General features: G+C 66.8%; 20 protein-coding genes and 1 pseudogene. 7 read left to right on the top strand and 14 right to left on the bottom strand.

The features are described 5' to 3' along the window. Together WP12_RS20970 and WP12_RS20965 are read left to right on the top strand one after the other, a co-directional pair. Positions 1-873: tetratricopeptide repeat protein (locus WP12_RS20970; RefSeq protein WP_046195611.1), on the top strand; the 873-nt coding region annotated here is incomplete at its 5' end. After that, positions 870-1,643, top strand: coding sequence for a DsbA family protein (locus WP12_RS20965; RefSeq protein WP_052730541.1), 774 nt, complete (start codon positions 870-872; stop codon positions 1,641-1,643). The genes WP12_RS20970 and WP12_RS20965, both read left to right, overlap by 4 nt. A gap of 7 nt (positions 1,644-1,650) precedes the next feature. Here the strand turns inward: WP12_RS20965 and WP12_RS20960 are convergent, their stop codons facing one another. The 3 genes from WP12_RS20960 to WP12_RS20950 all read right to left on the bottom strand — a co-directional run bounded on the left by WP12_RS20960 (position 1,651) and on the right by WP12_RS20950 (position 5,266). Next, the gene (locus WP12_RS20960) at positions 1,651-2,094 is read right to left on the bottom strand and encodes a DUF4112 domain-containing protein (RefSeq protein WP_046195610.1); all 444 of its coding nucleotides are present in this window, start codon (positions 2,092-2,094) and stop codon (positions 1,651-1,653) included. A 149-nt stretch (positions 2,095-2,243) separates the two neighbouring features. Next, positions 2,244-3,731 (bottom strand): ABC transporter substrate-binding protein, encoded by a 1,488-nt coding sequence (locus WP12_RS20955; protein WP_046195609.1) that lies wholly within the window; start codon positions 3,729-3,731, stop codon positions 2,244-2,246. Next, a complete protein-coding gene (locus WP12_RS20950; protein ID WP_046195608.1) occupies positions 3,728-5,266 on the bottom strand; it encodes a peptide ABC transporter substrate-binding protein in 1,539 nt (512 codons plus the stop codon). The genes WP12_RS20955 and WP12_RS20950 overlap by 4 nt, the downstream gene beginning before the upstream one ends. A 100-nt stretch (positions 5,267-5,366) precedes the next feature. Here WP12_RS20950 and WP12_RS20945 point away from each other — a divergent pair, with 100 nt between their 5' ends. Continuing rightward, on the top strand, positions 5,367-7,103 hold the full coding sequence (locus tag WP12_RS20945) for a DUF885 domain-containing protein (RefSeq protein ID WP_046195607.1): 1,737 nt from the start codon (positions 5,367-5,369) through the stop codon (positions 7,101-7,103). Positions 7,104-7,112: 9 nt separating this feature from the next. Here WP12_RS20945 and WP12_RS20940 read toward each other — a convergent pair whose 3' ends face one another. The 11 genes from WP12_RS20940 to WP12_RS20890 form a co-directional block, all read right to left on the bottom strand. Then, positions 7,113-7,772, bottom strand: coding sequence for an exopolysaccharide biosynthesis protein (locus WP12_RS20940; RefSeq protein ID WP_052730540.1), 660 nt, complete (start codon positions 7,770-7,772; stop codon positions 7,113-7,115). Positions 7,773-7,819: 47 nt separating this feature from the next. Beyond that, positions 7,820-8,350 (bottom strand): acyloxyacyl hydrolase, encoded by a 531-nt coding sequence (locus WP12_RS20935; protein WP_046195606.1) that lies wholly within the window; start codon positions 8,348-8,350, stop codon positions 7,820-7,822. Then, entirely contained in the window at positions 8,334-8,750 is a 417-nt protein-coding gene (locus tag WP12_RS20930) for a BLUF domain-containing protein (protein ID WP_052730539.1), read from the bottom strand. Before WP12_RS20930 ends, WP12_RS20935 begins: the two co-directional genes overlap by 17 nt. A 165-nt stretch (positions 8,751-8,915) precedes the next feature. Then, positions 8,916-10,271 carry an efflux transporter outer membrane subunit gene (locus tag WP12_RS20925; RefSeq protein ID WP_084691268.1) on the bottom strand — a complete coding sequence of 452 codons (1,356 nt, stop codon included), beginning with the start codon at positions 10,269-10,271 and terminating at the stop codon, positions 8,916-8,918. Between the two features lie 26 nt (positions 10,272-10,297). Continuing rightward, the gene (locus tag WP12_RS20920; RefSeq protein WP_052730542.1) at positions 10,298-11,464 is read right to left on the bottom strand and encodes an HlyD family secretion protein; all 1,167 of its coding nucleotides are present in this window, start codon (positions 11,462-11,464) and stop codon (positions 10,298-10,300) included. Between the two features lie 5 nt (positions 11,465-11,469). Further along, positions 11,470-13,086, bottom strand: a complete 1,617-nt coding sequence (locus WP12_RS20915; RefSeq protein WP_443027894.1) for an MFS transporter — start codon at positions 13,084-13,086, stop codon at positions 11,470-11,472. A 152-nt stretch (positions 13,087-13,238) separates the two neighbouring features. Continuing rightward, complete coding sequence (locus WP12_RS20910; protein WP_046195602.1) at positions 13,239-14,453, bottom strand: spinster family MFS transporter; 1,215 nt, start codon at positions 14,451-14,453, stop codon at positions 13,239-13,241. A 71-nt stretch (positions 14,454-14,524) separates the two neighbouring features. Further along, on the bottom strand, positions 14,525-16,750 hold the full coding sequence (locus WP12_RS20905; RefSeq protein ID WP_046195615.1) for a TonB-dependent receptor: 2,226 nt from the start codon (positions 16,748-16,750) through the stop codon (positions 14,525-14,527). 14 nt (positions 16,751-16,764) lie between these two features. Continuing rightward, a complete protein-coding gene (locus WP12_RS20900) occupies positions 16,765-17,685 on the bottom strand; it encodes an alpha/beta fold hydrolase (protein ID WP_046195601.1) in 921 nt (306 codons plus the stop codon). Between the two features lie 108 nt (positions 17,686-17,793). After that, entirely contained in the window at positions 17,794-18,867 is a 1,074-nt protein-coding gene (locus WP12_RS20895; RefSeq protein WP_235399234.1) for an AraC family transcriptional regulator, read from the bottom strand. A 54-nt stretch (positions 18,868-18,921) separates the two neighbouring features. Continuing rightward, positions 18,922-19,710 (bottom strand): IclR family transcriptional regulator domain-containing protein, encoded by a 789-nt coding sequence (locus WP12_RS20890; RefSeq protein WP_046195599.1) that lies wholly within the window; start codon positions 19,708-19,710, stop codon positions 18,922-18,924. A gap of 65 nt (positions 19,711-19,775) precedes the next feature. Here WP12_RS20890 and WP12_RS20885 point away from each other — a divergent pair, with 65 nt between their 5' ends. The 4 genes and pseudogenes from WP12_RS20885 to WP12_RS25090 form a co-directional block, all read left to right on the top strand. Next, positions 19,776-20,495, top strand: coding sequence for a CoA transferase subunit A (locus tag WP12_RS20885; RefSeq protein WP_084691267.1), 720 nt, complete (start codon positions 19,776-19,778; stop codon positions 20,493-20,495). Positions 20,496-20,535: 40 nt separating this feature from the next. Further along, positions 20,536-21,312: a LamB/YcsF family protein gene (locus WP12_RS20880; RefSeq protein WP_200894569.1), complete on the top strand. Its 777-nt coding sequence runs from the start codon at positions 20,536-20,538 to the stop codon at positions 21,310-21,312. Next, a complete protein-coding gene (locus tag WP12_RS20875; RefSeq protein WP_046195598.1) occupies positions 21,309-21,956 on the top strand; it encodes a 5-oxoprolinase subunit B family protein in 648 nt (215 codons plus the stop codon). The genes WP12_RS20880 and WP12_RS20875 overlap by 4 nt, the downstream gene beginning before the upstream one ends. Next, positions 21,851-22,327: pseudogene (locus tag WP12_RS25090) on the top strand (hypothetical protein); the annotation flags it as partial. The gene WP12_RS20875 and the pseudogene WP12_RS25090, both read left to right, overlap by 106 nt. Between the last annotated feature and the right edge of the window lie 117 nt (positions 22,328-22,444).

Below are 22,444 nucleotides of genomic sequence, written 5' to 3'. Positions count from 1 at the left end.
GTGCAGGAGGCGAGCGCCGACGCTGCCGCGATCGGTTTTCTCGACAAGGCCGGCATCACCGGCAAGGGGATGCTCAGCTTCTTCCTGAAGATGCGCAAGGAGGAGTATCGCTACATCTCCTCCTATTCCGAAGTTGACCCGTTCATGCAGACCCATCCGCTTTCGGGTGACCGCGAAGCGGCGCTGTCGACCGATGTGCTCAAATCGCCGAATTACAACAAGAAGCCCGATCCGGAGCTCGACGCGAAGTTCCAGCGGATCAAGGCCAAGCTGATCGGCTATATGGACGACCCGACCTCGGCGCTGCGTAAATATCCCGATAGCGACCAGAGCTCGTCCGCTCATTATGCCCGCGCCTATGCGTGGCATCGCGGCGCCTATCCCGACAAGGCGATCGAGGAGGTCGACAAGCTGGTCGCCTCGGCCCCGCAGGACCCCTATTTCCGGGAACTCCAGGGTCAGATATTGCTCGAGTCGGGCAAGCCGAAAGAGGCGTTAGCGCCGCTGCGGCTGGCGGTGCAGGGCTCGCGCGGCGCGCCACTGATCGCCGCGCTGCTCGGCCATGCGCTCGTCGCCACGGAGGACCAGGCCAATCTGCAGGAAGCACGCGACGTGCTTAAGGTCGCGGTGGCGCGCGACCGGGACAACCCCTTCGCCTGGTATACGCTCGGCATGGCCTATGCGCGGCTCGGCGATGAACCGCGCGCGCAGCTCGCAACTGCCGAACGCTATTCGCTGATCGGCAACAACCGGCTGGCGATGGCGAGCGCCGAGGCGGCGATGACGCGAATTCCGCGCGGGACGCCCGACTATCTCCGCGCCGAGGACATCGCTCTTGCGGCGCGCGGCGCGGCGAGCGACCGCCGCCGATGACGATCACGCTGGCGCAGATCAAGCAGTTCATGCAGCGTCACCGGCGGCTGGCGGCGACGATCGGCGCGGGTTCGGCGGTGCTGGTCGGGATCGCCGCGGCCTGGCTCGTCCGGCCGCATCCCGCGCCGCTGCCGGCCGACAAGGCGGCAATCGAAACGGTGGTGCGCGACTATATCCTCACCCATCCCGAGATCATCCCCCAGGCGATCGAGAAGCTGCGCGAGAGGCAGAGCGAAGACGCCTATGCCAGCAATAAGGCGGCGCTCGAGACGCCTTTCGCCTCGGCTTGGGCCGGAGCGCCCGACGGAGACGTCACGCTCGTGATGTTCAGCGACTATGCCTGCGGCTATTGCCGGTCGAGCCTGCCCGATATCGATCGGCTGATCGCCGACGATCCGCGTCTGAAGGTCGTCTGGCGCGAAATCCCCATCTTGGGGCCCGGCAGCGAGATCGCCGCCAAGGCGAGCCTTGCCGCCGCGCAGCAGGGTGCGTTCCGCAGCTTCCACGAGCGGATGTTCGAGGCCGGTCTCCCCAGCACGGACAAGGTGTCATTGGTCATTCGGTCGATGAAGCTCGATTACGGACGTATCCAGCGCGACGTCGACAGCCCGGCGGTGTCATCCGAACTGCGCAAGAATATCGAGCTCGCCCAGCGGATCGATCCGGCGCTGGCGACTCCGATGTTCGTGATCGGCGGGCAGATGCTTAAGGGCGCGGTCGGCTATGACGCGCTCAAACAGGCAGTCGCCGACGCGCGCAAGCGGTTATGATATTGGCCTAATGCCGCCCCACCACACCGCCCTCGATCGTCGCCGTCGAGGGATGGTGACGGTCGAGATGCTTGCGGATCATCTTCAGGTTGCGGCTGTTCGATCGGAAGAAGAAGTCGGGAATTGCACCGACCCACGGAATCGCGCCGAGCAGCAAGTCGAGTCCGACATTGCCGAACATGCGGGTCAGCTGCCATTTCGACATGCCGAGGTTACGTGCTTCCCAGGCAAGCCAGCTGCCCATAACCGCGCCAATCGCGGGGCCGACCACCGGTATCATGTCGAGCAGAACGTCGAGCCCTATCGGTTTGTTGATGCCGGGGATGACGAACATCCGTTCGAGCAGCCCCTCCATCGCTTCGACGCGGCGGCGAACCGATGCCGCATCGCGGCCCAGACCAGGAATACGGTCGGACAGGCTATCCAGATCGGCCGCTGTGGGGCGTTGCATGCGTGGTTTCTCCATAATCTCCACTGATGTGGAGTGCGGTGCCGGCCCGCTCCCCCACCCAACCTCCCGACGTCATAGGCTGGATCGGGAGGTTGGGTGGGGGAGCGGGCCGGCGCCGCCGTTTCAGCGAAGCTCAAAATAAGTACACATCAGCGGCTATTTTGGTTCCCGATCAGTGGTGCGAGCGGATGGATCGCGCGCGCGTTCAGGCGGAAGCCGGGCAGGCCTGGTGCGGCGAGCGACCAGCGCAGCGGCTGGGCGATGGGGATGAAGGGCGCGAGCGCGGTCAACCTTTGCTCGGCCTCCGAAATCATCCGCGCGCGCAGCGCCGGATCGGTGGTGGCGCGGGCGATCCCATAGGCTTGATCGGCTTCCTCGCTGCACGGGCGGCCGCGGTCGCACAGGAAATGCGCCAGGAACCAATCGGCCTGATCGGCGGGGGCGACCTCGTCGACCAGCTTCAGGTCGGCGGCATCGCGCCGCCCGACGCGATCGATCTCCACCCCGATCGCGCGCCACTGCTTGCGCACGGTCGCGAACAATATCCCCGAGCCGGGGCCGTCCGGCATCGCGATCGCCAGGCGCAGCGGTCCGCTCATCCCCTCGCGCTCGCGCCACTGGCTGACGATGCGCCGCGCGGTCGCGATGCGGTTGTCCAGCGCCTGCCGGTCGGCGCCGCGCACATTGGCGAAGGCCTGCGCCCAGAAGGGGCGGGTCGGCTGGGCGAGGTCGGTCAGCCCCGGCGGCAGAATCGCCTGGATCGATCGCCAGCCGGGCACGCCCAGCGTGGCGCCGATCGCATCGCGGTCGAGCGCCATCGCCAGCGCCTGCCGGATTTCGGGTGCGCTGATCGCGGGGGAACTACGCCCCATGCGGAAGCCGAACAGGCCGGTCGCGGGATCGATCTGGATCTCGCGCGGGTCGATGTTGGCAAGCCTGGTGTAGATGAAGTCGTCGAAGCCGCCGCCGGTCACGAGATGCGCCTTGCCATTGGCATAGCGCGCGACCGCGCTTGCCGCGCGCTCACCGCGCAGGTGGATGCGCCGCTTCGCCAGCGCTATCGCCTTGTCGTCGGCTTCGGTTTCATCGAGCTTCGGGGGCTGCAGGACGGTCAGCGGGCCGACCTTGCCGTCGATTAGCAGCGGACCGCTGCCCTTGCCGCGATCGAGCAGGGCGAATCCGGGACTGGCGAGCACCGCCATGAATTCCGGCCGCGGTGCGGATAAACGGACTTCGATCACCTCGGGCGTGACCGCGACGATCTCGCGCACGGCGCTGACGCCATCGCCCAGCGCGTCATTGCGGTGGCTGCGCACCAGCCGGCGCAACTGGGCGGCTACCCGTTCGGCATTGCCGCGATCACGATCGAGCCGGAAAGTATAATAAAGCCCGTCATCGGAGACAGCCCAGCGGATCGCGAGACCCGGTTCGACCTGTGCCCCCGCGTCGAGCCGGACGAGCCCCTGCGCGACCGCGCCGAGCAGGGCGGCATCGGCACGGCGCGGGATCGCACCGCCGGGATCGGCCAGCCGGGTCGATCGGCCGATCACGCTGACCGTCACCAGATCGTCATCACCCTTCCCGCAGCCGGCAAGCAGCAGCGCGGTGGCGAGCGCGAGGAGGGCGGGGCGCTTCATTGCTGCGGTCGGATCCTCAAGGTCCAGCTGGGGTGGGTGTTCGGTGCATTGTCGTGCCAGCCATCGATCCGCGCGGCAACCAAAGTCCGGCTGACATAGTGATAAAGCGGGATCAGCGGCGCGTCTTCGATCAGGATCGCTTCGGCGGCGCGCATCGCCTTCGCGCGGCGGGCGGGATCCGACGCCGCCATCGCCCGGTCGAGCGCGGCGTCGAAGGTGGGACTGGCATAGCCCGAATAGTTGACCGCGCCCGCCGCCGAGCGGTGGACGCCGAGATAATTTTCCGGCGCGGCGACATCGCCGATCCAGCCGGATCGGGCAAAGACGAAATCGCGGCGGCGCAGGCTGGCGAAATGCAGCGACGCCTCACTGTTGAGCAGGTGCGCCTCGACCCCCAGCGGACGCCACATCGCCGCCATCGCCACCGCGACGCGGCGATGATCGGCGTCGCTGTTGAAACGGATATCGAACATCAGCGGGCGTTTAGGCCCATAGCCCGCCGCCGCGAGCAGCCGGCGCGCCGCGACCCTCCGCCGTTCAGGGGTCCAGCCGGCCGAGGCGGGCCGATAAGGCCCTTCCCCGCCCATCACGCCCGCGGGCAGGACGCCCCAGGCGGGCTGCGCGCCGAGGCCGATGAGCTGCTGCGCGATCCAGCGCCGGTCGATCGCCAGCGACAGCGCGCGGCGCACGCGGATATCGTCGAAGGGCGGTCGGGTGGTGTTGAACACGAAATAATAGCTGCCATTATAAGGCGCGACATGCGCTGCGCCGGGCAGGCGGTCGGCGATCCAGCCCGCGCGGCTCGGCGGGAAATCGCCGCTTATGTCGGCCTCGCCCGCCGCGAAGCTGCGCAATGCTGTCAGCCGATCGGTGACGGGCCGCCACTCCACCTTGGCCACCGGTGCCCGCCCATCATGCCAGTGCGGATTGCGCGTGAGCAGGACGCGCTCGTTGAGCCGCCATTCGCTGAGCCGATATGCGCCCGATGTCACCAGGGGACGCTCGGCGGTCCAGCCTTCGCCCAGCGCGGCGATGCGATGGATCGGCAGCGCCGCCATCGCCGGCAGCGCCAGCAATTCGGGAAGGGACGGCATCGGCGCCCTGAGACGCACGACGACAGCGTCGGGCCCGGCGGTCACGCCTGCGACATCGGCGAATAGTGCGGCGCTGGGCGAGGCGGTGGCCGCGTCGTTCAGCCGGGCGAACACCGCGGCGAAGGTCGCAGGGGTAATCGCGCGGCCGTCCGAAAAGCGCAGGCCGCGGCGTAGCGGGAAGCGCCAGCTCAGCCCGTCGGCGGACAGGCTCCAGCCGCTGGCGAGACCCGGCTCGGGACGGCCTTCGCCATTGATCCGGGTCAGGCCCTCGAACTGGTCCTGCGCGATGCGGGTGGTGGCGAGGTCGGTCGCCTTCTGCGGGTCGAGGCTCTTCACCTCGTCGTCGGCGAGCCGGACTATCCGGTCGTCCGGCAAGGGCTCGCGCGTTCCGCCATGGCAGGCGGCCAGGACCAGCAGCAGCGGAAGGATGAGGCGGCGCATCGGTGCCCCGTTAGGCCCGATGCGGCGGCGATGCTCAACCCCTTGATTGCCTGAATCGGAAAAGGCGGCTCTATTCCTTTCAATCGAGCGGAGTTGAACGATGCGCGTTTTGATCGGCCTGTTCCTGATGATGTCGGCGACGATCACCATGGCCAACCCCGCCGACGATCGCTTCGATGCGCTGAGCGCGAAGGAATGGGCGTGGCGGCAGCAGACCTTCGAGAGCGAGGAGGCGAACAGGGGTGGCATCCCCGCGCATCTCCCCGACGAGAGCCTGGCGAGCCAGCAGGCGCGGCTGGGCTACTGGACCGATGTCCTTAAGCAGCTCGACGCAATCAAACTCGCCGATCTCTCGCCAGCCAAGCAGGAGGATTACGGCGTCTACCGCGCGCAGGTCGCGACGCTGCTCGATGCACAGCGCTTTCGTGATTTCGAAAAGCCGCTCAACTCGGACAGCGCCTTCTGGGCGGACCTCGGCTATTATGCCGAGAAGCCCGTGCGCAGTGAGGAGGAGGCCCGGCGGCTATTGTCGCTGATGCGCGACATCCCCCGCTATTTCGACCAGAATATCGGCAATATGCGCGCCGGCCTGAAGCGTCGCTTTACCCCGCCCGCCGTGATCATGGCGGGCCGCGAAGGATCGATCGCGCGGGTCGCCGAAGCCAAGTCACCGGCCGACACCTTGTGGTACGCACCCTTCAAGACGCTGCCCGCGACGATCCCGGCGGCGCGGCAGGCTGAGCTGCGCGCCGAGGCGGAGGCGGTGATCCGCGATCAGATCATCCCCGCTTATGCGCGGCTGCTTGCGTTCATGCGGACGGATTATCTGCCGGGCCTGCGCACCGGATTGGCGGCGGAGGGCTGGCCCGACGGCAGGGCCTATTACCGCGCGCAGATCCGCGCCTACACGACGCTCGACCTGCCTCCCGCTGAAATCCACGCGATCGGTCTGGCCGAGGTCGCGAAAATCCGCGCGCAGATGGATGCGGTCATGCGCGAAGTGAAGTTCGAAGGCGACTTCCCCGCCTTCCTCCGCTTTCTGCGCACCGATCCCCAATTCTACCCGAAGACGCCGGAGGCGCTGCTCGAGCGCGCGGCGTGGATCGCCAAGCAGTTCGACGGCAAGGCAGCGCGCTGGTTCGGGCGGATGCCGCGCGGCCGATTCGGGATCATGCCCGTGGCGCCCGATATCGCCCCCTATTACACCGCGGGGCGGGGCGGGCAGGACCGCTATTATGTCAACACCTGGAACCTGCCGTCGCGGCCGTTCTTCCAGCTCACCGCGCTGACCCTCCACGAATCCGCGCCGGGGCACAGCTGGCAGATGTCGATGGCGGCGGAGAATGAGGATCGCCCCGACTGGCGGCGCTACACCTATGTCTCGGCCTATGGCGAGGGCTGGGCGCTTTATACCGAGAAGCTCGGCGTCGAGATGGGAATGTATGAGACGCCTTATGACCGTTTCGGCATGCTCAGCTACCAGATGTGGCGCGCCTGCCGGCTGGTGATCGACACCGGCATCCATGCCAGGGGCTGGAGCCGCGAACAGGCGATCGCCTACCTCCGCGACAACAGCGCGCTCAGCGAGCACGAGGTGACCACCGAGGTCGATCGCTATATCGGCTGGCCGGGGCAGGCGCTGTCCTATTATCTCGGCCAGCTTCAGATCGAAAAGGACCGCGCCCGCGCGGAGGCGACGCTGGGCGCGAAGTTCGACATCCGCGCCTTCCACGACATGATCCTGTCGCTAGGCCCGGTCCCGCTGCCAGTGATCGCGGCGCGCACCGACCGCTTTATCGCCGACGGTGGGAAGGGGCCGTGGAAGCTGCCGGATTGACGGCAGTCTTCAAGCCAGCAGTGCGCTGACCCATTCGACTGCCTGGACAGCGCCATAGCCGAACCCGGCCACGATCGCCGCACTGGCAAGGGCGGCGGCTATTCCCGCAAGCGCCGCAATTCCGTCGCGGTTGAGGAGGGCGAGCGCGAACAGCGCGATCGCCGCGCCGGGCAGGACGTTGCCCAGGGGTATCGGCAGTGCGAGGACGATCGACAGGACGAGGCAGGCCAGCCCGATGAGCCGGTGCCCGACGATGCCGGTCAGAACATCGATCCTGCGTTGCAGGATGCGTTCGACCCGCCGGGTCAGCGGGCTCAGCCGCGTCACGATCTTGGCGAAGGTCTCGGTCCGCACTTCGCGGCGGAGCACCCATGCCGGCAGCCACGGCCGGCGCACGCCAATGACAAGCTGCGCCGACAGTATGGCGAGCGGGATGGCCAGGGCGATATCGACGAAGGGCGGGGTCGGGAAGATGTTCGGGGCTGCCAGCAGAAAGATCAGGCCGGCAAAACACTTGCTCCCCAATGTCGACGTCAGGTCGTCGATCGAGATCGTTTCCCCGGCGCAACCCGATGCCAATATGTCGAGGGTGTCGGTTAGCAGCGTGTCGGAGCCCGGCGAAACGGCGCAGCTATTGCCTTTTGCGGCGGCGTGAGGAGCGGTGGACACGCCGGTTCAACCGCGGACGGCGGACGGATGTTCCGCCAGTGGGCCTTTTACCGCAAGCGATAGAGGAGCCGTACGCCGATCGAATCCATGCCGCGATTTTGACGACTGAAGATCGTCGCGTGGCTTAGATGGATCCACGACGCCTCGATTGCGAGCCTGTCGGCGATCCGCCAGCCTGCGGCCAGTTCGGGTTCGAAGGTGATCGGGGAGCCGAGATCCACCCGCCTGCCATTCCGGAAGGCCCGGCGCGGACCGTCATTCGCGGCCACCCCAATGCCGGGACGCAGATAGAGTTTCGATCCCCAGGTCCAGTTAAGCCCGGCAGCAACATAGTTCGTTCCGCCGTTCAGGCTCTTCGAGACGAGAATATGCGGCGCGGGCCGTCCAATCTTGCGCAAGCCATCGAAGCGTTCTCCGATCCACCCCGCCTTTATGTCCTGCCCAGTTTCGAACCGGGTCTGCGCGAGGGTGACGTCGTGCCGATAGGCGCCGAGCCAGATCTGATCGGCGATCGCGGGCGCCGGGGCGGAGAGGCCCAGCACCAGCAACAGGACGCGCAGATCAGGACGGCGAGCCACTTCTGAGCCTCGCGAATCCGCGCAGCGTCTCGCGGACATTTGGATCGGTCAGGGATTCGGTCATTGCCTCGACATGGCCGACCACGTCTCCCTTGCCCATGACAGGGCCGGTGAGATGCGACCCCATCGACCAATTGCCGAACTCGCGCGTGTCGACGTGACGGCTTGACAGTTTTACCAACGCCCGGTGGCGGGGGTCGGTCGCGATACGCGCGAAGGTCTGCTCGACCGCGTCGATCGGTCCTTCAAGAGCCTGCAGAAAGCGTTTCCCGTCGAAGATGAGCAGCCCCGTCACCTGGTCGCGTTCGTTGCGCCGACGCGACGCCTGAAGGATCTGTTCGACATCGGAGAGTATCAGTGTGGGACGCGCGGTACTGATATAGGTGAGCTGATGAAGCACTTCGATCTTCCATTTGAAGGCAATCGCTCGTTGCTACCGCCTAAGTCACAAGAGAAGCGTTAACGCGCGTCATTACGCTGTGGTTTCCGACGCGCGAGAAGGAGGTTCTTCCGGGGCTGCCGCCCCCCGGATCGATCGAACGTGATTGGCAATGCCGAATAGCGGTCAGGCGCCGGAATCGTCGGTTATAGCCGGACCCCAGCCGCCGCCCATCGCCTGATACAGGGCGATCAGGGCGTTGAGCTGATCGGCGCGAAGCTGGACCAGACCGAGATCGACGTTCAGCAGATTGCGTTGTGCGTCGAGCTGCTCGAGATAGGTGCCATAGCCCGCGCGGTAGCGGTTCACGGCGTGGCGCATCGTCTCGGCGACGGCGCGGCGCTGTGCCTCCAGCCGCTCGCGCTGCGCCGCCAGCCGATCGACCGCGGCAAGGTTGTCCTCCACTTCGCGAAAGGCGGTGAGGACGGTTCTTTCATAAGCGAACGCCGCCTGATCGCGTCGTGCCGCGGCGGTTTCTACGCCCGCGCGTAGCCGGCCACCTTCGAATAGCGGCGCCAATATGCTCGCCCCGATCGACCAGATGCTGATCGGATCGGGCAGTGCCGACGACAGGGTGGTCCCTGCCGATCCGGTGAGCCTGAGCGTCGGCAGGAATTGGGCGCGAGATATGGCCAGTGTCGCGTCGCTTGCCGCAAGGGCGTATTCTGCCTGAGCGATGTCGGGCCGCCGCCGAAGCAGCTCCGAGGGCAGGCCACCCGGAACGGGCGGCGGACGCAGCGAGGCCAGGCTCGACCCGCGTTGGATCGCGCGGGGCGACAGGCCGACAAGCACGCTCAGCGCATCCTCCTGCCGCGTGATTGCGAGCTGGACCTGCGGGAGGATCTGGGCGGTCGCTTCATATTCGGCCTCCGCCTGCCGGAGTTCGAGCTGCGAGGTGTAGCCGGCTACAGCCCTTGATCGGGCGAGGCGCAGTGCCTCGGCGCGCGAGGCGATGGTTTGCCGGACGACCTGTTCGCGCTCATCGAGCGCGCGCAGCGTGACATAGCCGCTTGCCGTCGCCGCCGCGACCGATAGCGCGGCCGCGTCGCGGGCCGCCGCAGTGGCACGGGTGGCGGCCCGCGCGGCCTCGATCTGGCTGGCGATGCGCCCGAACAGATCGATTTCATAGGCGGATTGGAAGATCGGTTGCACGCCGGTCGCTTCGCTCGCCGTCCCGAAAGGACCGATACTTCTCGAATAGCTAGCGCCCGCGCCGAAATCGAGCGTGGGGAAGAGCTGCGCGCGGGCGAGGCTTTCCTGCGCCCGGGCTTCCCTGACCCGTGCGGCTGCGATGGCGAGATCGTCGTTGTTCGCCAGCGCGGCGTCGATCAGGCGGCTCATCACCGGATCGCCGAAGCCGCTCCACCATTCGGGCGTGACCGCCGCAGTGCCGCCGACGGTACGCCACTGCGCTGGCAGAGACGGCCTCGCCGCCTCGGGGGACGGGGGATTGGGCGCCACGCATGCGGCCAGAAGCGGCATGCACAATGACGTTGCCAGGAAGATTCTCATCGCCTGTTCGCGGGATCGGGGCCGCCGGTTGTGTCCACACGGGCCTCGACCGACATGCCGGGCCGCAACCGCCGGTAAAGCGGGTCGCGATGATCGAGGGCGATCCTCACCGTGATGCGCTGCGGCACCTTCACGAAATTGCCCGTCGCATTGTCCGGACGAATTACTGAGAACTCACTGCCGGCGGCGGGCGCCATACGCTCGACCCGGCCGCGCACCTCCGCACCGCCAAGCGCATCGACGATAGCGGTCGCCGGTTGGCCGGGCGCCATGCGCGCGGTCTGCGCCTCCTTGAAATTGGCGGAAATCCAGACCATCGGCGGCACCAGGAAGGTGAGCTGGGATCCCGCGGTCACATATTGGCCAAGCCGCACGCCCACTTCGCCGAGGCGGCCCGCCTGCGGTGCGCGTATGATCGTGTTGGCGAGATCGATCTGTGCAAGCCGCAACGCGGCGCGTGCGCCCTCGACCGCCGCCTCGAGGCCGCCACGGCCGACCGTCACCGACCGCACGTCCTGCCGGCCGATCTCGCTTTGCGCCTGGGCTTGCCGCAGCGCGGCTTGCGCCTGAGCGAGCGTTGCCGCCGTCTGGTCGCGTTCGCGGACGGAGACCGACCCCTGGTCGACCAGTTCGGTGACCCGCCGCATGTCGGCCTCGGCGCGGGTAAGCTGTGCGATGGCGCTCGCGGTCGCAGCCTGCTGGCCTCCGAGCGCCGCTTCGCGCGATCGCTGGCTTTGTGTCGAATTGCTGAGATTGGCGGCCTGCGAGGACAGGTTCGCCTGCGCCTGCTCGACGCGCTGGCGATAGATGCGATCGTCGATCCGCGCGAGTATCTGGCCTTGCCGCACAACCTCATAGTCGCGCACCAGCACCTTCGTGACATAGCCGCTGACCTGTGGCGCGATGATCGTGGTCTGGCCGCGCACATAGGCATTGTCGGTCTGCTGGACCATGCGGCTGAAGGGAGGCAGGTTCCATGCATAAAGCGCGAGCAGCGCGCCCGCGATCAGGAAGCCGATGAAGATCAGCGTCGACGTCCGCCCTCCACGTGGTGGCGCCCAGCCCCGGCGGCGGCCGGCCCCTTCATCCGCGACCTCGACAGGGTCCTGCAACCGGTCTTCGGGGGGCGCCGCCTCGACGGCGGGTTCATCGTCGCGCGACATGTCCATCATTGCATCGTCCGTGCACGCATCGCCTGCATCGCCGCCATGTCCTCGGCAAGTGGATTGATGCCGCGTATGCGGAGATAGACCCAGCGTCCACCGAGCCAGATGAAGACCGCCACCGCGAGCCAGCCAATCAGCGCGAAGATATCGTTGAATGCGAGGATGTTGGCTTCGCGCGCCACCTGTTGGCTGAAGAGGACGGCGCCTTCGCTCTGCCGCAGCGCCGGATCGCCGAGGATGCGGCCATAGGCGGCGCCCAACGTCTGGATACGTCCGATGACCAGCGGATCGGTGGCCGCCAGGGTCTGCACGATTTCCTGCGAGTGCAGCCGCTCTCGCATGATCTGGATGCTGCCGAGAAGCGCCGTGCCGGCAAGGCCGCCCAATGTCTGGCTGATGCCGAACAAGGCTGAAAAGCTCACGAGATGGCTCGGTCCGTTGGAGATGGCGCGGAATATGCCGACCATGACCACCGGTCCCATGAAGAACAGCGCCGCGAAGGCGATCAGCGCCTGGCTGATGTAGAGATTGCCCGGCCGAGTCAGGTTGGTGGCGTCCGCATCCATGAAGCTTCCGACCGCGATAATCACGACCGACGCCACGACCGGCCAGAGCAGATCTTTGGGATTGAGCAAGAGGACCCCGGCGATGATGCCGGCGATCGACGCGAGCGTCATCACCAGGCCAAGCGTCACGAGTTGATCGTTGCCCATCCCCAGCACGGTGAGGAGGCCGATCGATCCATAGCTCTGCTCCGACAGCAGCACCCGCATCGCGACGGCGACGCCGGCAAAGCGCAGGATGTTGCGGCTGCGCATCCAGCGCGTGTTGAGGAGGGGATTGGCGCGGTTATGCTCGATCAGCATGGCCGCGCCGATCAGGAGAATCGCTGCGGCCAGCGCCAGGCCCAGCCATTGCGTCGACCACCAGACGATCCGCCCCTGCACCAGCACCGCGCAGAGCAGCGCCATACCGGGGGCAAAGAGCGCGAAGGTCAGGAAATCTAGCTTTTCGAAGGCCTGGATGCGCTCGCTCGGCGGCAGGCGCAGCAGAGCCACGCAGCCCAGGCACATCAGCGTCAGGCCAAGCTCGAACAGGAACAGGTTCTGAATGTCGCCATTCGTCAGCAACAGCGGAGAGATGACGCGGGCCAGCGGTAACGCGACCTGCGCCAGACCGAAACCGATGATCATCCCCGACAGGCGGGCCGCCGGAGGCATCGCCTGCATGATGTAGAAGAAACACAATGTCGTCAGGCCGCTGGAAACCACGCCGCTTGCCGCGCGCACGAGCAACTCGACGCCATAGCTGCGCACAAAGAGTTGCAGGATCGTCACGGCGAGAAAACCCAGCAGGAATATGCGGATGAAGCGTTGCAGGCCGAATTGCTGGCGGAACTTGATGAGCAGCATGCTCATGCAGACGCTGGTCATCGAATAAGCTGCGGTGAGCCAGCCGGCTTCGACCGAAGTAAGGCCCAATGCGCCCTGAATCTGCGGCAGGTTGGCGGCGAGCAATCCGTTGCTAAGCCCGCCGGTGACGCCGAGCAGCAGCCCTATCGCGAAATAGCCGGCACGGCGCAGCGGCGGATGGTCGGGTGTGGCCGGCGATCCGGGCAGGAAAGGCCGTTCATGCGGCTTGAACTCGTAGGCCGTGGCGATGGCTCGGCGCTCCGTCGACTGTGCTGATGAGTCTCAACCCATTGCCGTTCAGCCCGTTCCTTTCATGCGAAGTCTTTGCATCTCGGCGCGTTAGAATGGAGTAGCCGCCGTCACTCGCTATGCCAGTTCCTCGGCAGCCAGATCGCCGCGAGCAGCAGCAGCACCGTCGCCAACACATAGAAGCCCGTTCCCGACAGGATCGCGTAGCGGAGCGCCTCGTCGCCATAGCTGGCGGTGAAATGGTCGGAGAGCCAGCCGATCGCGGGGGTGCCGATGCCGATGCCGATCAGGTTGTTGACGAACAGGAAGATCGCCGAAGCGGTCGAGCGCATCGCCGGGGGGACGACACCCTGCACCGCCGCGATCACCGGGCCGAGCCAGACGAGGCCCAGCGCGGTCGGCACCAGCAGGAGAGCGAGCGCGACCCATAGCGTGTGCGCGGAGATGCCGAACGCGTAGAAGGGCAGGGTGCAGACGAAGGCGGCGGCGGGGACCAGCGCATAGGCGGCCTTCGACCGCGCGGCGAGCCGGTCCGAAAGCTGGCCGCCCAGCCAGATGCCGGCAAGCCCGCCGGTCAGCAGGATCGCGCCATAGCCGAGCGAGGCGTCGAGCAGGCTGATGCCGAAGCTGCGCACGAAGAAGCTCGGCAGCCAGAAGAACAGGCCATAGCCCATCATCGACGAACAGGCCGCGCCGACGCTTAGCAGCCAGAAGGCCGGTTTGCGGAACAAGGTGCGCAGCACCGCGCCGAGACCGACCGCGCCGGCGCGCGCGGTTGCGGTCTGGCGCGGGTCGCGGACGAAACGGCGAAAGACGGGAGCGAATATTATGCCGGCGATGCCGACGATGAAGAAGGCGTAGCGCCAGTCGATCAGCGTCGCGATCACCCCGCCGAAGACGATCCCGCAGGCGCTGCCGATAGGAATGCCGAAGGAATAGAGCGCCAGCGCGCGGGCGCGGTGCTCGGGCGGGAAGAGATCGGCGATAAGCGTATAGGCGGGAGCGACGCCGCCCGCCTCGCCGACCCCGACGCCGAGCCGCGCGGCAAACAGTTGCCAGAAATTCTGGGCGAGCCCGCAGACCGCCGTCATCAGGCTCCAGACGAACAGTGACACCGCCATGATCTTCGACCGGTCGTGCCGGTCGGCGAGCATCGCGATCGGAATGCCGAGCCCGGTGTAGAACAGCGCGAAGGCGAGCCCGCCCATCAATCCGAGCTGGCCGTCCGACAGGCCGAGGTCTGTCTTGATCGGCACCGCGAGGATGCCGATGATCTGCCGGTCGATGAAGTTCAGCGTATAGGCGATCAGCATCATCGCGATCATCACGCCTGGCGAGGCGGGCCCCCTGGCAGGATTGGGGGCCGCCTCGCCGCCGCGACGGTCGGTGATGCTGCTCAGAACCGCACCTCGCCAGTCAGGGTAAAGGTGCGCGGCGGGCCATAGAAGCCGATGATCGAATTGCCCGTCAGAGCGCCGGGGAAGTTATAGCCGCCGACGCGATATTCACGGTCGAACAGGTTGCGGCCATGGCCCGCGATCGAGAAGCGCTTGTCGTCGGATGTCCACACGATCGACAGATCTACCAGCTGATAGGACTTCTGGTCGAGCACGGGATTGGGCACCTCGAACAGCGAATAGGCGCTGCGGAAGGAGAGTGCGGGAGTGATCGTCACGCGGCCCGCACCGTCGAAATCATGCCCCATCGTCGCGGAGACGCTGGCGGTATATTTCGGGGTGTTCTGGAACACCCGCTGATCGGCGAAATCGCGGATCGTCAGCGTCGCCGGATCGAGCGTCAGGAACTCCTTGAACTTGGCGTTGGTATAGCCGATCGCCGCCTGCACCTGGAAGTTGCGATCGGGCACCGCCCGGACCTCCATTTCCCAGCCATAGATGCGCGACTTGCCGACATTGTCGACCGACGACACCACCGTCGCGCCCGACAGGAACTGGGTCGTGACCTGCTGATCCTTATAGTCCGAGTAGAAGCCCGCGACGTTAACGAACAGGGTCCGGTCGAGGAAGGCGCCCTTCAGGCCGGCCTCATAGGCGGTGACGGTTTCCGGCTTGTAGCCGTTGACCGTTCCGGGCGTGAAGATCGCGTCGCCGCGCGGATCGAAGCCGCCCGATTTGTAGCCCTTAGACCAGGACGCATAGAGGTTGAGGTCGTCGGCGGGCATGAAGCTGAGCGACACGCGTGGGGTGAACTTCTTGTCGGTGCGGCTGTTGGTGTAGTCGGTGCGGATGCGGAAGGGCACCGCCGTCGGACGCCCGAACAGCGGCGAGCGCAGGCCCAGATAGTCGGCGCGGAACACCGTGCCATCGCGCTTGTCGCTGGTGTAGCGCCCGCCGACCGAGACCGAGAATTGCTCGCTGACCTTGACCGAGACATCGGCAAAAGCGGCATAGGATTTGGTATCGACATCGCCCGAGGTGAGCGTGGTGAGGCCGGCATTGCCGATCACCGTATCGAACGCGCCCGATGCCGATCCGTTGAGATAATAGAGGCCGACGACACCCTGGATCCGGTCGGTCTGGATCAGCGCCTGTACCTCCTGGGTGAACTGGTGATCCTTGTAGAAGGACGGGATGTCGAGCACTGGCCCCGGCGTGCCGTCGAAGTCGATGACAGTGTCGGTGTCGCCCTTGCGATAGGCGGTGATCGACTTGAGGGTCAGCGCGTCGGACAGCGCATATTCGATCGTGCCCGATACGCCCTCGGTCTCCACCTTGTTGTCGTCGCCGACGCCGGAGCGGGTGTCGTAGACGTCGCCGAGCGGCTGGAAGTCAGGCAGCGCTCCGTTGGGGAGCAGGCGATAGCCGTGACGCGGGTTGGACTTGTCGCGGGTCTTGTCGGCGGCGACGCGGATCGAAAGCTGCTCACTCGGTGTCCATTCGGCCGAGATGCGGCCGGCGAGGACGTCCTTGTTATAATGCTCGGCGCCGGTGGTCAGGTTCTTGCCGAAGCCGTCGCGCTTGTACCAGGCGACCGCCGCGCCGAGCGAGAGAGTCTCGCCGACCGGGACGACGACCGAACCGATCAGGTCGGTCTGGTTATAGCTGCCATAGGAGCCGCGCACCCGCGCCTGAAACTCGTTGCCCAGCCGGCGGGTGACATATTTGATCGCGCCGCCGATCGTGTTGCGGCCATAGAGCGTGCCCTGCGGTCCGCGCAGCACCTCGACCCGCTCGATGTCGAAGATGTCCAGCACCGCGCCCTGCGGACGGGCGACATAGACATCGTCGACATAGAGGCCGACGCCGGGCTCGAAGCCCCAGACCGGGTCTTGCTGGCCGATGCCGCGGATGAAGGCGATCAGCGTGCTGTTCGATCCGCGCGCGACCTGCAGCGTCATGTTCGGGGTCTTGTCCTGGAGAGCGGTGATGTCGACCGCGCCCTGACGGGCCAGCGCGTCGCCGCTGATCGCGGAGACGGAGATCGGTACGTCGATCAGGCTTTCCTCGCGGCGGCGCGCGGTGACGACGATGTCGGCGCCGCCGTCGTCAGCGGCTTCCACCGCCGGCGTTTCGGTCTGGGCGAAGAGGGCGGTCGGTGTGGCGAAGGCGGTTAGCGCGGTCGCCGCAGCGAGCAGGCGCAAGGTCTTGGTGGTGTCGATCATGATCGTCTCCCTGGTCATTTTTTATTCGAGTTGTTCAAGAAAGCGCGGACATCGGCCACGGTGGCGGCGCTGGCCTCCTCCTGCGGGGCGTGGCCGACATCGTCGTAGATGATGAGCTTTTCGGCGGGGATCGCGGCGGCGATCTGGTCAGCCTGCGCGACCGGGATGACCTTGTCGGCGCGGCCCCACAGGATCAGTGTCGGGGCCTTCACCCGGGCGAGGCCCGGCAATGGATCGGGCAGAGTGAACTGTTCGAGATGGGCGATCAGCGCCGGCCCGTTGCGGACGATCATCGCCCGCATCTGGTCGAGCCGCGCCGGGGCAAGCCGCTCGGGGTGCGCGTAAATCTGTGCGGCCGAATAGGCGACGCCCGCCGGGCTGGGCGCAAGCAGATAGCTGCGCATCATCGGCGGCACCTGCACCGGCTTTTCGGTCACGCCGTTGATCGAAAAAGCGGCGCTGTCGACGAGAACCAGTTTTTCTACGCGATCGGGATGCGCGGCGGCGAAGTTCCAGGCGATCAGCCCGCCGAAGCTGTTGCCGGCGATGACGGCCTTCGCGACGCCGAGCTTGTCCATCAGGGCGTGCAATTGCGCGACGCGGTGGGCGGTGCCGTAGCGGCCCTCGCGGTCGGGATCGCTCAGGCCGTGGCCGGTCAGGTCATAGCGGATCACGCGATGGTCGCGCGCGAGATCGGCAGCCCATCCGTCCCAGCTGTCGAGACTGAAGGTGAAGCCGTGGATCAGCAGCACCGGCGGCGCAGCGGCCGGCCCCTCGATGCGGACGCGGACGCGTGCGCCGTCGATCGTCAGATATTGCTCCGCCGCCGCGACGGGGGGAGGCGCGACGGCGGAAGCCGCGAACGAGGCAGGCGCGACAAGCGCCAGCATCGCCGCGGCGATGACGGGAATGATGATATGGCGTTGGCCGGCCATCGCGGGGTCCTGCTCCCTAGCTGCTCATGTCCGGTATCTCGGCGCACCGGTGAATGCTGTCAGGATAGGGAAAGGCCGATAGCTGTCGATGACGCTTCGGATCAGTTTCTATGGGACAATTTCGCTCAAGCAATGCTGTCGGCGATAGTCGCCCGGGGCGAGGCCATTCCATTGACGGAAGGCGCGCGCGAAGCTGCGGCCGTCGGAAAAGCCCAGATTCTCAGCGATATCGACGATTGCGGCGCCCTCGTCGAGCGCAGCCCGCGCCATCGAATTGAGCAGGGCAGCGCGCGTCTCGCGAAAGGACAGCCCGGCCTCGCCGAGCCGCCGGCGCAGCGACGCGATGCTCATGCCAAGCGCCGTCGCGACCTCTGCCTGGTCGTGCCGCCCGCCTGCGATCTCCCGCTCGACCCGGCCGACAATGTCGGCGACCGCGGCGGCGACGGGTCCGATCCGGTCGAGCATGTCGGCGACCCCGCCATAGATGGTGCGCGCGGACAGGACGGGGCTGGCCGCAGGCGTCACCGCCATGCCTTCCAGCGCGATGTCGTAATCGAGTCCGAAGATCGGGGCGGCCGAACGCAGCGGAGCGCCGAGAAAAGCGAGGTGGCCGCGTCCCGCACCGGCCGGCCCGCGCGTCCGCACCGCGCGCAGGGGCAGCGGGGCCAACGCGAGCGACAGCAGCAGGACATGGACATAGACGAGCAGGCATTCGAGCGAGACGATCACGAAGGCGTCGTCTGGATCGAAGGCATAAGGGAAGTTGGCGTCGTCGATCACATAGCTGACCAGCTGCCCGCGCCGCTGAACCTGGTTGTAACGATGGCCGTGGATGATGTTGTAGCTGTTCGCCAGCACCTCCATCACCTCGGCCATCGTCGTGCAGCCGCGCAGCCGCGCCTGCACCAGCTCAGAGGTCCCAACCATCAGCGGGCGTAGCGAGACGTGGCAACTCTCGTCGCCCCCCTGCAGCGCCATCTGCTCGCAGATCCGGAAATAGTCTGACAAGCGGATCGTGCCATCATCATCGCCATCGAACAGATCCGGCGCGAGCCCGGCGCGACGGAAGACCTGCGCCGGCGTGAGCTCCGACGCCCCCATCACGGCGAGCAGCGGCCGCGCCGCGCCGACCGTCAGGACAGGCGCGCCACGATCGGCCAGCATAGGGGCAAGTGCGATCATCGAGCGATTTTGTCCCTTCGCTGGACAGCAATCAAGCCGCCGCGCCGCAATATGTCAGACCATGCGCTCGAGCTGCCCCGCCGCCGCGCGCAGTTCGGGCAGGAACGTGTCCAGCAAAGTGCTGCGTTCATGCGCATGCGAGAAGGTGGCGACATTGAGCGCGGCGACCGTCGCGCCGTCGCGCCCGCGAATCGGGACGGCGAGCGACCGTAGCCCGGCCTCCAGTTCCTCCTCGACCAGCGCCCAGCCCTGTCGGCGGACCTCGCCGAGCACCCTCCGCAATATCGCTGGATCGGTGATCGTCCGGGAGGTGCGAGCCGGCAGCGGGACCGTGGCGAACCAGTCGTCGCACGCGGCGTCCTCCATCGCCGCGACGATGACGCGGCCCATCGAGGTGCAATGGCTGGGCAGGGTGCTGCCGACCATCAGCGGGCCCGCGATGACCGCCGACTTTTCCGACCGCGCGATATAGATGATCCGCGCTGGCCTCGCCGGATCGAGCACGCCCAGCGACACCGTTTCGCCGAGCCGGTCGCGCAGTCCGTTGACGACGCTTTGCCCGGCGGTCGCGAGCGGGGTGGAGGTCAGGTAGTTGCTGGCAAGCGGCAGCAGCCCGGGGGCGAGCGCATATCGTCCGCCTTGCTCGCGGACATGGCCGAGATATTTCAGCGTGTAGAGGCAACGGCCGACGCTCGCCCGCGCCAGCCCGGTCAGCCGTGCGGCATCGGCAATGCTGAGCCAGTCCTGCCCTTCGAAGGCTTTCAATACCGCCAGACCTCGGGCGAGCGACAGCATGAAGCTGGGATTCCCCGGACCGTCGGGGCTATGCTCACCCTCATCCATTGACCCATTTCCGATGCCCGATTATCATATAATATGTTCGATAATCGAACAAGGGAATATAATCAATGGCTCAGGGCAAAATCTACCGGGACGCCGCTGCCGCGCTGGAAGGCGTGACCTTCGAGGGCATGACGATCATGGCCGGCGGCTTCGGCCTCTCGGGCAATCCCGAGCATCTGATCGCGGCGATGCTGGGGTTGGGGACGGGCGGACTGACGGTCATCTCGAACAATTGCGGCGCGGACGGCTTCGGGCTGTGGACTTTGCTGAACAATGGCCAGATCCGGAAGATGGTCTCCTCCTATATCGGCGAGAACAAGCTGTTCGCGGAGCTGTTTCTCGCTGGAAAGCTCGAACTCGAGCTCAACCCGCAGGGCACGCTTGCGGAACGCATCCGCGCGGGCGGCGCGGGCATCCCCGCCTTCTACACCAGGACCGGGGTGGGGACGGTCGTGGCCGAGGGCAAGCCGACCGAGGAATTCGACGGCGAGACCTATGTCCGCGAGAGCTGGCTGCGCGCCGATCTCGCGCTGATCAAGGCGTGGAAGGCCGATCCGGCGGGCAATCTCGTCTTCCGCAAGACTGCGCGCAACTTCAACCCGAACATGGCGACAGCGGCCACCGTCACGGTGGTCGAGGTCGAGGAGATCGTGCCGCCGGGGGCGATCGACCCCGATCATGTCCACACCCCCGGAATCTATGTCGACCGGATCATCCAGGGTCCGTCCTATGAAAAGCGCATCGAATTCCGGACCACCCGCCAGCGCGAGGCGGCGAAGGGCTGAGCGGGTCGCCATTCGCTCGCCCTTTCGCTAGGATATGGTGATGGGACAGGGCGAAATATGGCGGATCGACCTCAACGCCGATTTGGGCGAGGGCTATGGTCCCTGGCTGATGGGCGACGACGCGGCGATGCTCGATATCGTCACCAGCGCCAATGTCGCCTGTGGCGGTCACGCCGGCGACCCCGAGACGATGTACCGGACGATGACGCTTGCGCGGGAGCGCGGCGTGGTGGTGGGCGCGCATCCCAGCTATCCCGACAAGGAAGGCTTCGGACGCCGCCGGCTGCCGTTCGCTCCGGTCGAGATCGAGCGCTTCGTCGCCGCACAGATCGGCGCGCTGCTCGCGGTCGGTGCGCTGGCCGGGCACCGCGTGTCCTATGTTAAGCCGCATGGTGCGCTCGCCAATGTCGCGACCGAGGATAAGGCGGTGGCCGAGGCGATCCTGCGCGCGGTCCGAGCGGTCGATGCTTCGCTGGCGATCCTGGCCATATCGGGCACGGTGCTGGAGGCCGCCGCGCGCGACGCGGGAATGGCGGTGTTCAGCGAAATATATGCCGATCGTGGGTACACGCCCGCCGGTAATCTCGTGCCCCGCGATCAGGATGGGGCGATGATCGACGACGAACATGCGGCGGTCGCGCGGCTGCGGCATTTTCTGGAGACGGGCCGGATGCCGACGGCCGGCGGTGGCGACGTGCCGCTCGCGGCGCACTCGGTCTGCGTTCATGGCGACAGCGCGCATGCGGTCGCGATGGCGCGCGGCATCGTCGACGCGTTCCGCGCGCAGGGCGTGGAGATAGCGCCCTTTTCAGGGTGACGGCGGCCTTTCCCATCGTCCGCCCGGTCGGGGCGTCGGCGATCCTCGTCGAATTGGGCGACGGGATCGACGAGGCGATCAGCGGCCGCGTCATCGCGCTGGATCGGGCGCTGCTGGCTGAACCGCTCGCCGGACTCGTCGAAACCGTCCCCGCTTATGCCGCGCTGATGATCGTCTTCGATCCGCTCGTCGCCGATGTCGAGGCTCTGTCGTCGCTGGCGCTGCGGCTCGCCCGGGATATCCGCGCCGACGAACGGCCGGGCCGCGAGCATGTCGTCCCGGTCTGCTATGACGGCCCGGATCTCGATGCCGTGGCGCAACGGACGGGTCTTAGCCGCGAGCAGGCGATAGGCGCGCATCTGTCGGGCGACTACCGCGTCTATATGTACGGCTTCGCACCCGGCTATGCCTATCTCGGCGGCGTACCCCAGGCATTGCAGCTGCCACGCAAGCCCGCCGCCGAGAGGGGCCACCCCGTCGGCAGCATCATCATCGCCGGGGCCCAGTGCCTGATCACCACTTTGCCGATGCCGACTGGATGGTGGGTGATCGGAAATACCCCGCTGCGGGTTCTCGATCCCGCCGCCGAGCAGCCCTTTCGCTTCGATCCGGGCGACCGCATCCGCTTCGAGCAGATCGAGTGACGACCGCGCGTCTCTCGATCGAGGCGGCGGGCCCGCTGACGACGATTCAGGATGGCGGACGCCCAGGCTATATGCGCTTCGGCGTTCCCGGTTCGGGGCCGGTCGATCGCTTCTCCTTCGCCGCGGCGCATGCCGCGCTAGGCAACCGCCGCGACGCCGCGCTGATCGAGTTGTCGCTGGGCGGGCTGACATTGCGCTGCGCCGATGCTGCGCTGGGCTTCGCCCTGTGCGGCGGCGATTTCACCGCGGAGATCGACGGTCGGCCGCTCGGCGGCTGGGTCGTCGGGACGGTCGAGCCGGGGCAACGGCTCCGCGTCAGGCCGGGCGCGCAGGGCAACTGGGCATATCTGGCTGTGGCGGGGCAGATCGCGGCGCCCGAATGGCTGGGGAGCCGCGCGACCCACGCGCTGTCCGGGCTCGGCGGGGAAGCCCGCGAGCAGGGTCTGGGCGAAAGCGTGGATCGTCTGGATGCGCAGGCCGCCGCCGGG

Origin of the sequence: Sphingomonas sp. SRS2 (assembly GCF_000971055.1) — a bacterium.
Taxonomy (GTDB): Bacteria; Pseudomonadota; Alphaproteobacteria; order Sphingomonadales; family Sphingomonadaceae; genus Rhizorhabdus.
The sequence above is the reverse complement of the archived record's forward strand: the minus strand, read 5'-3'. Positions and strand labels throughout refer to the sequence as shown.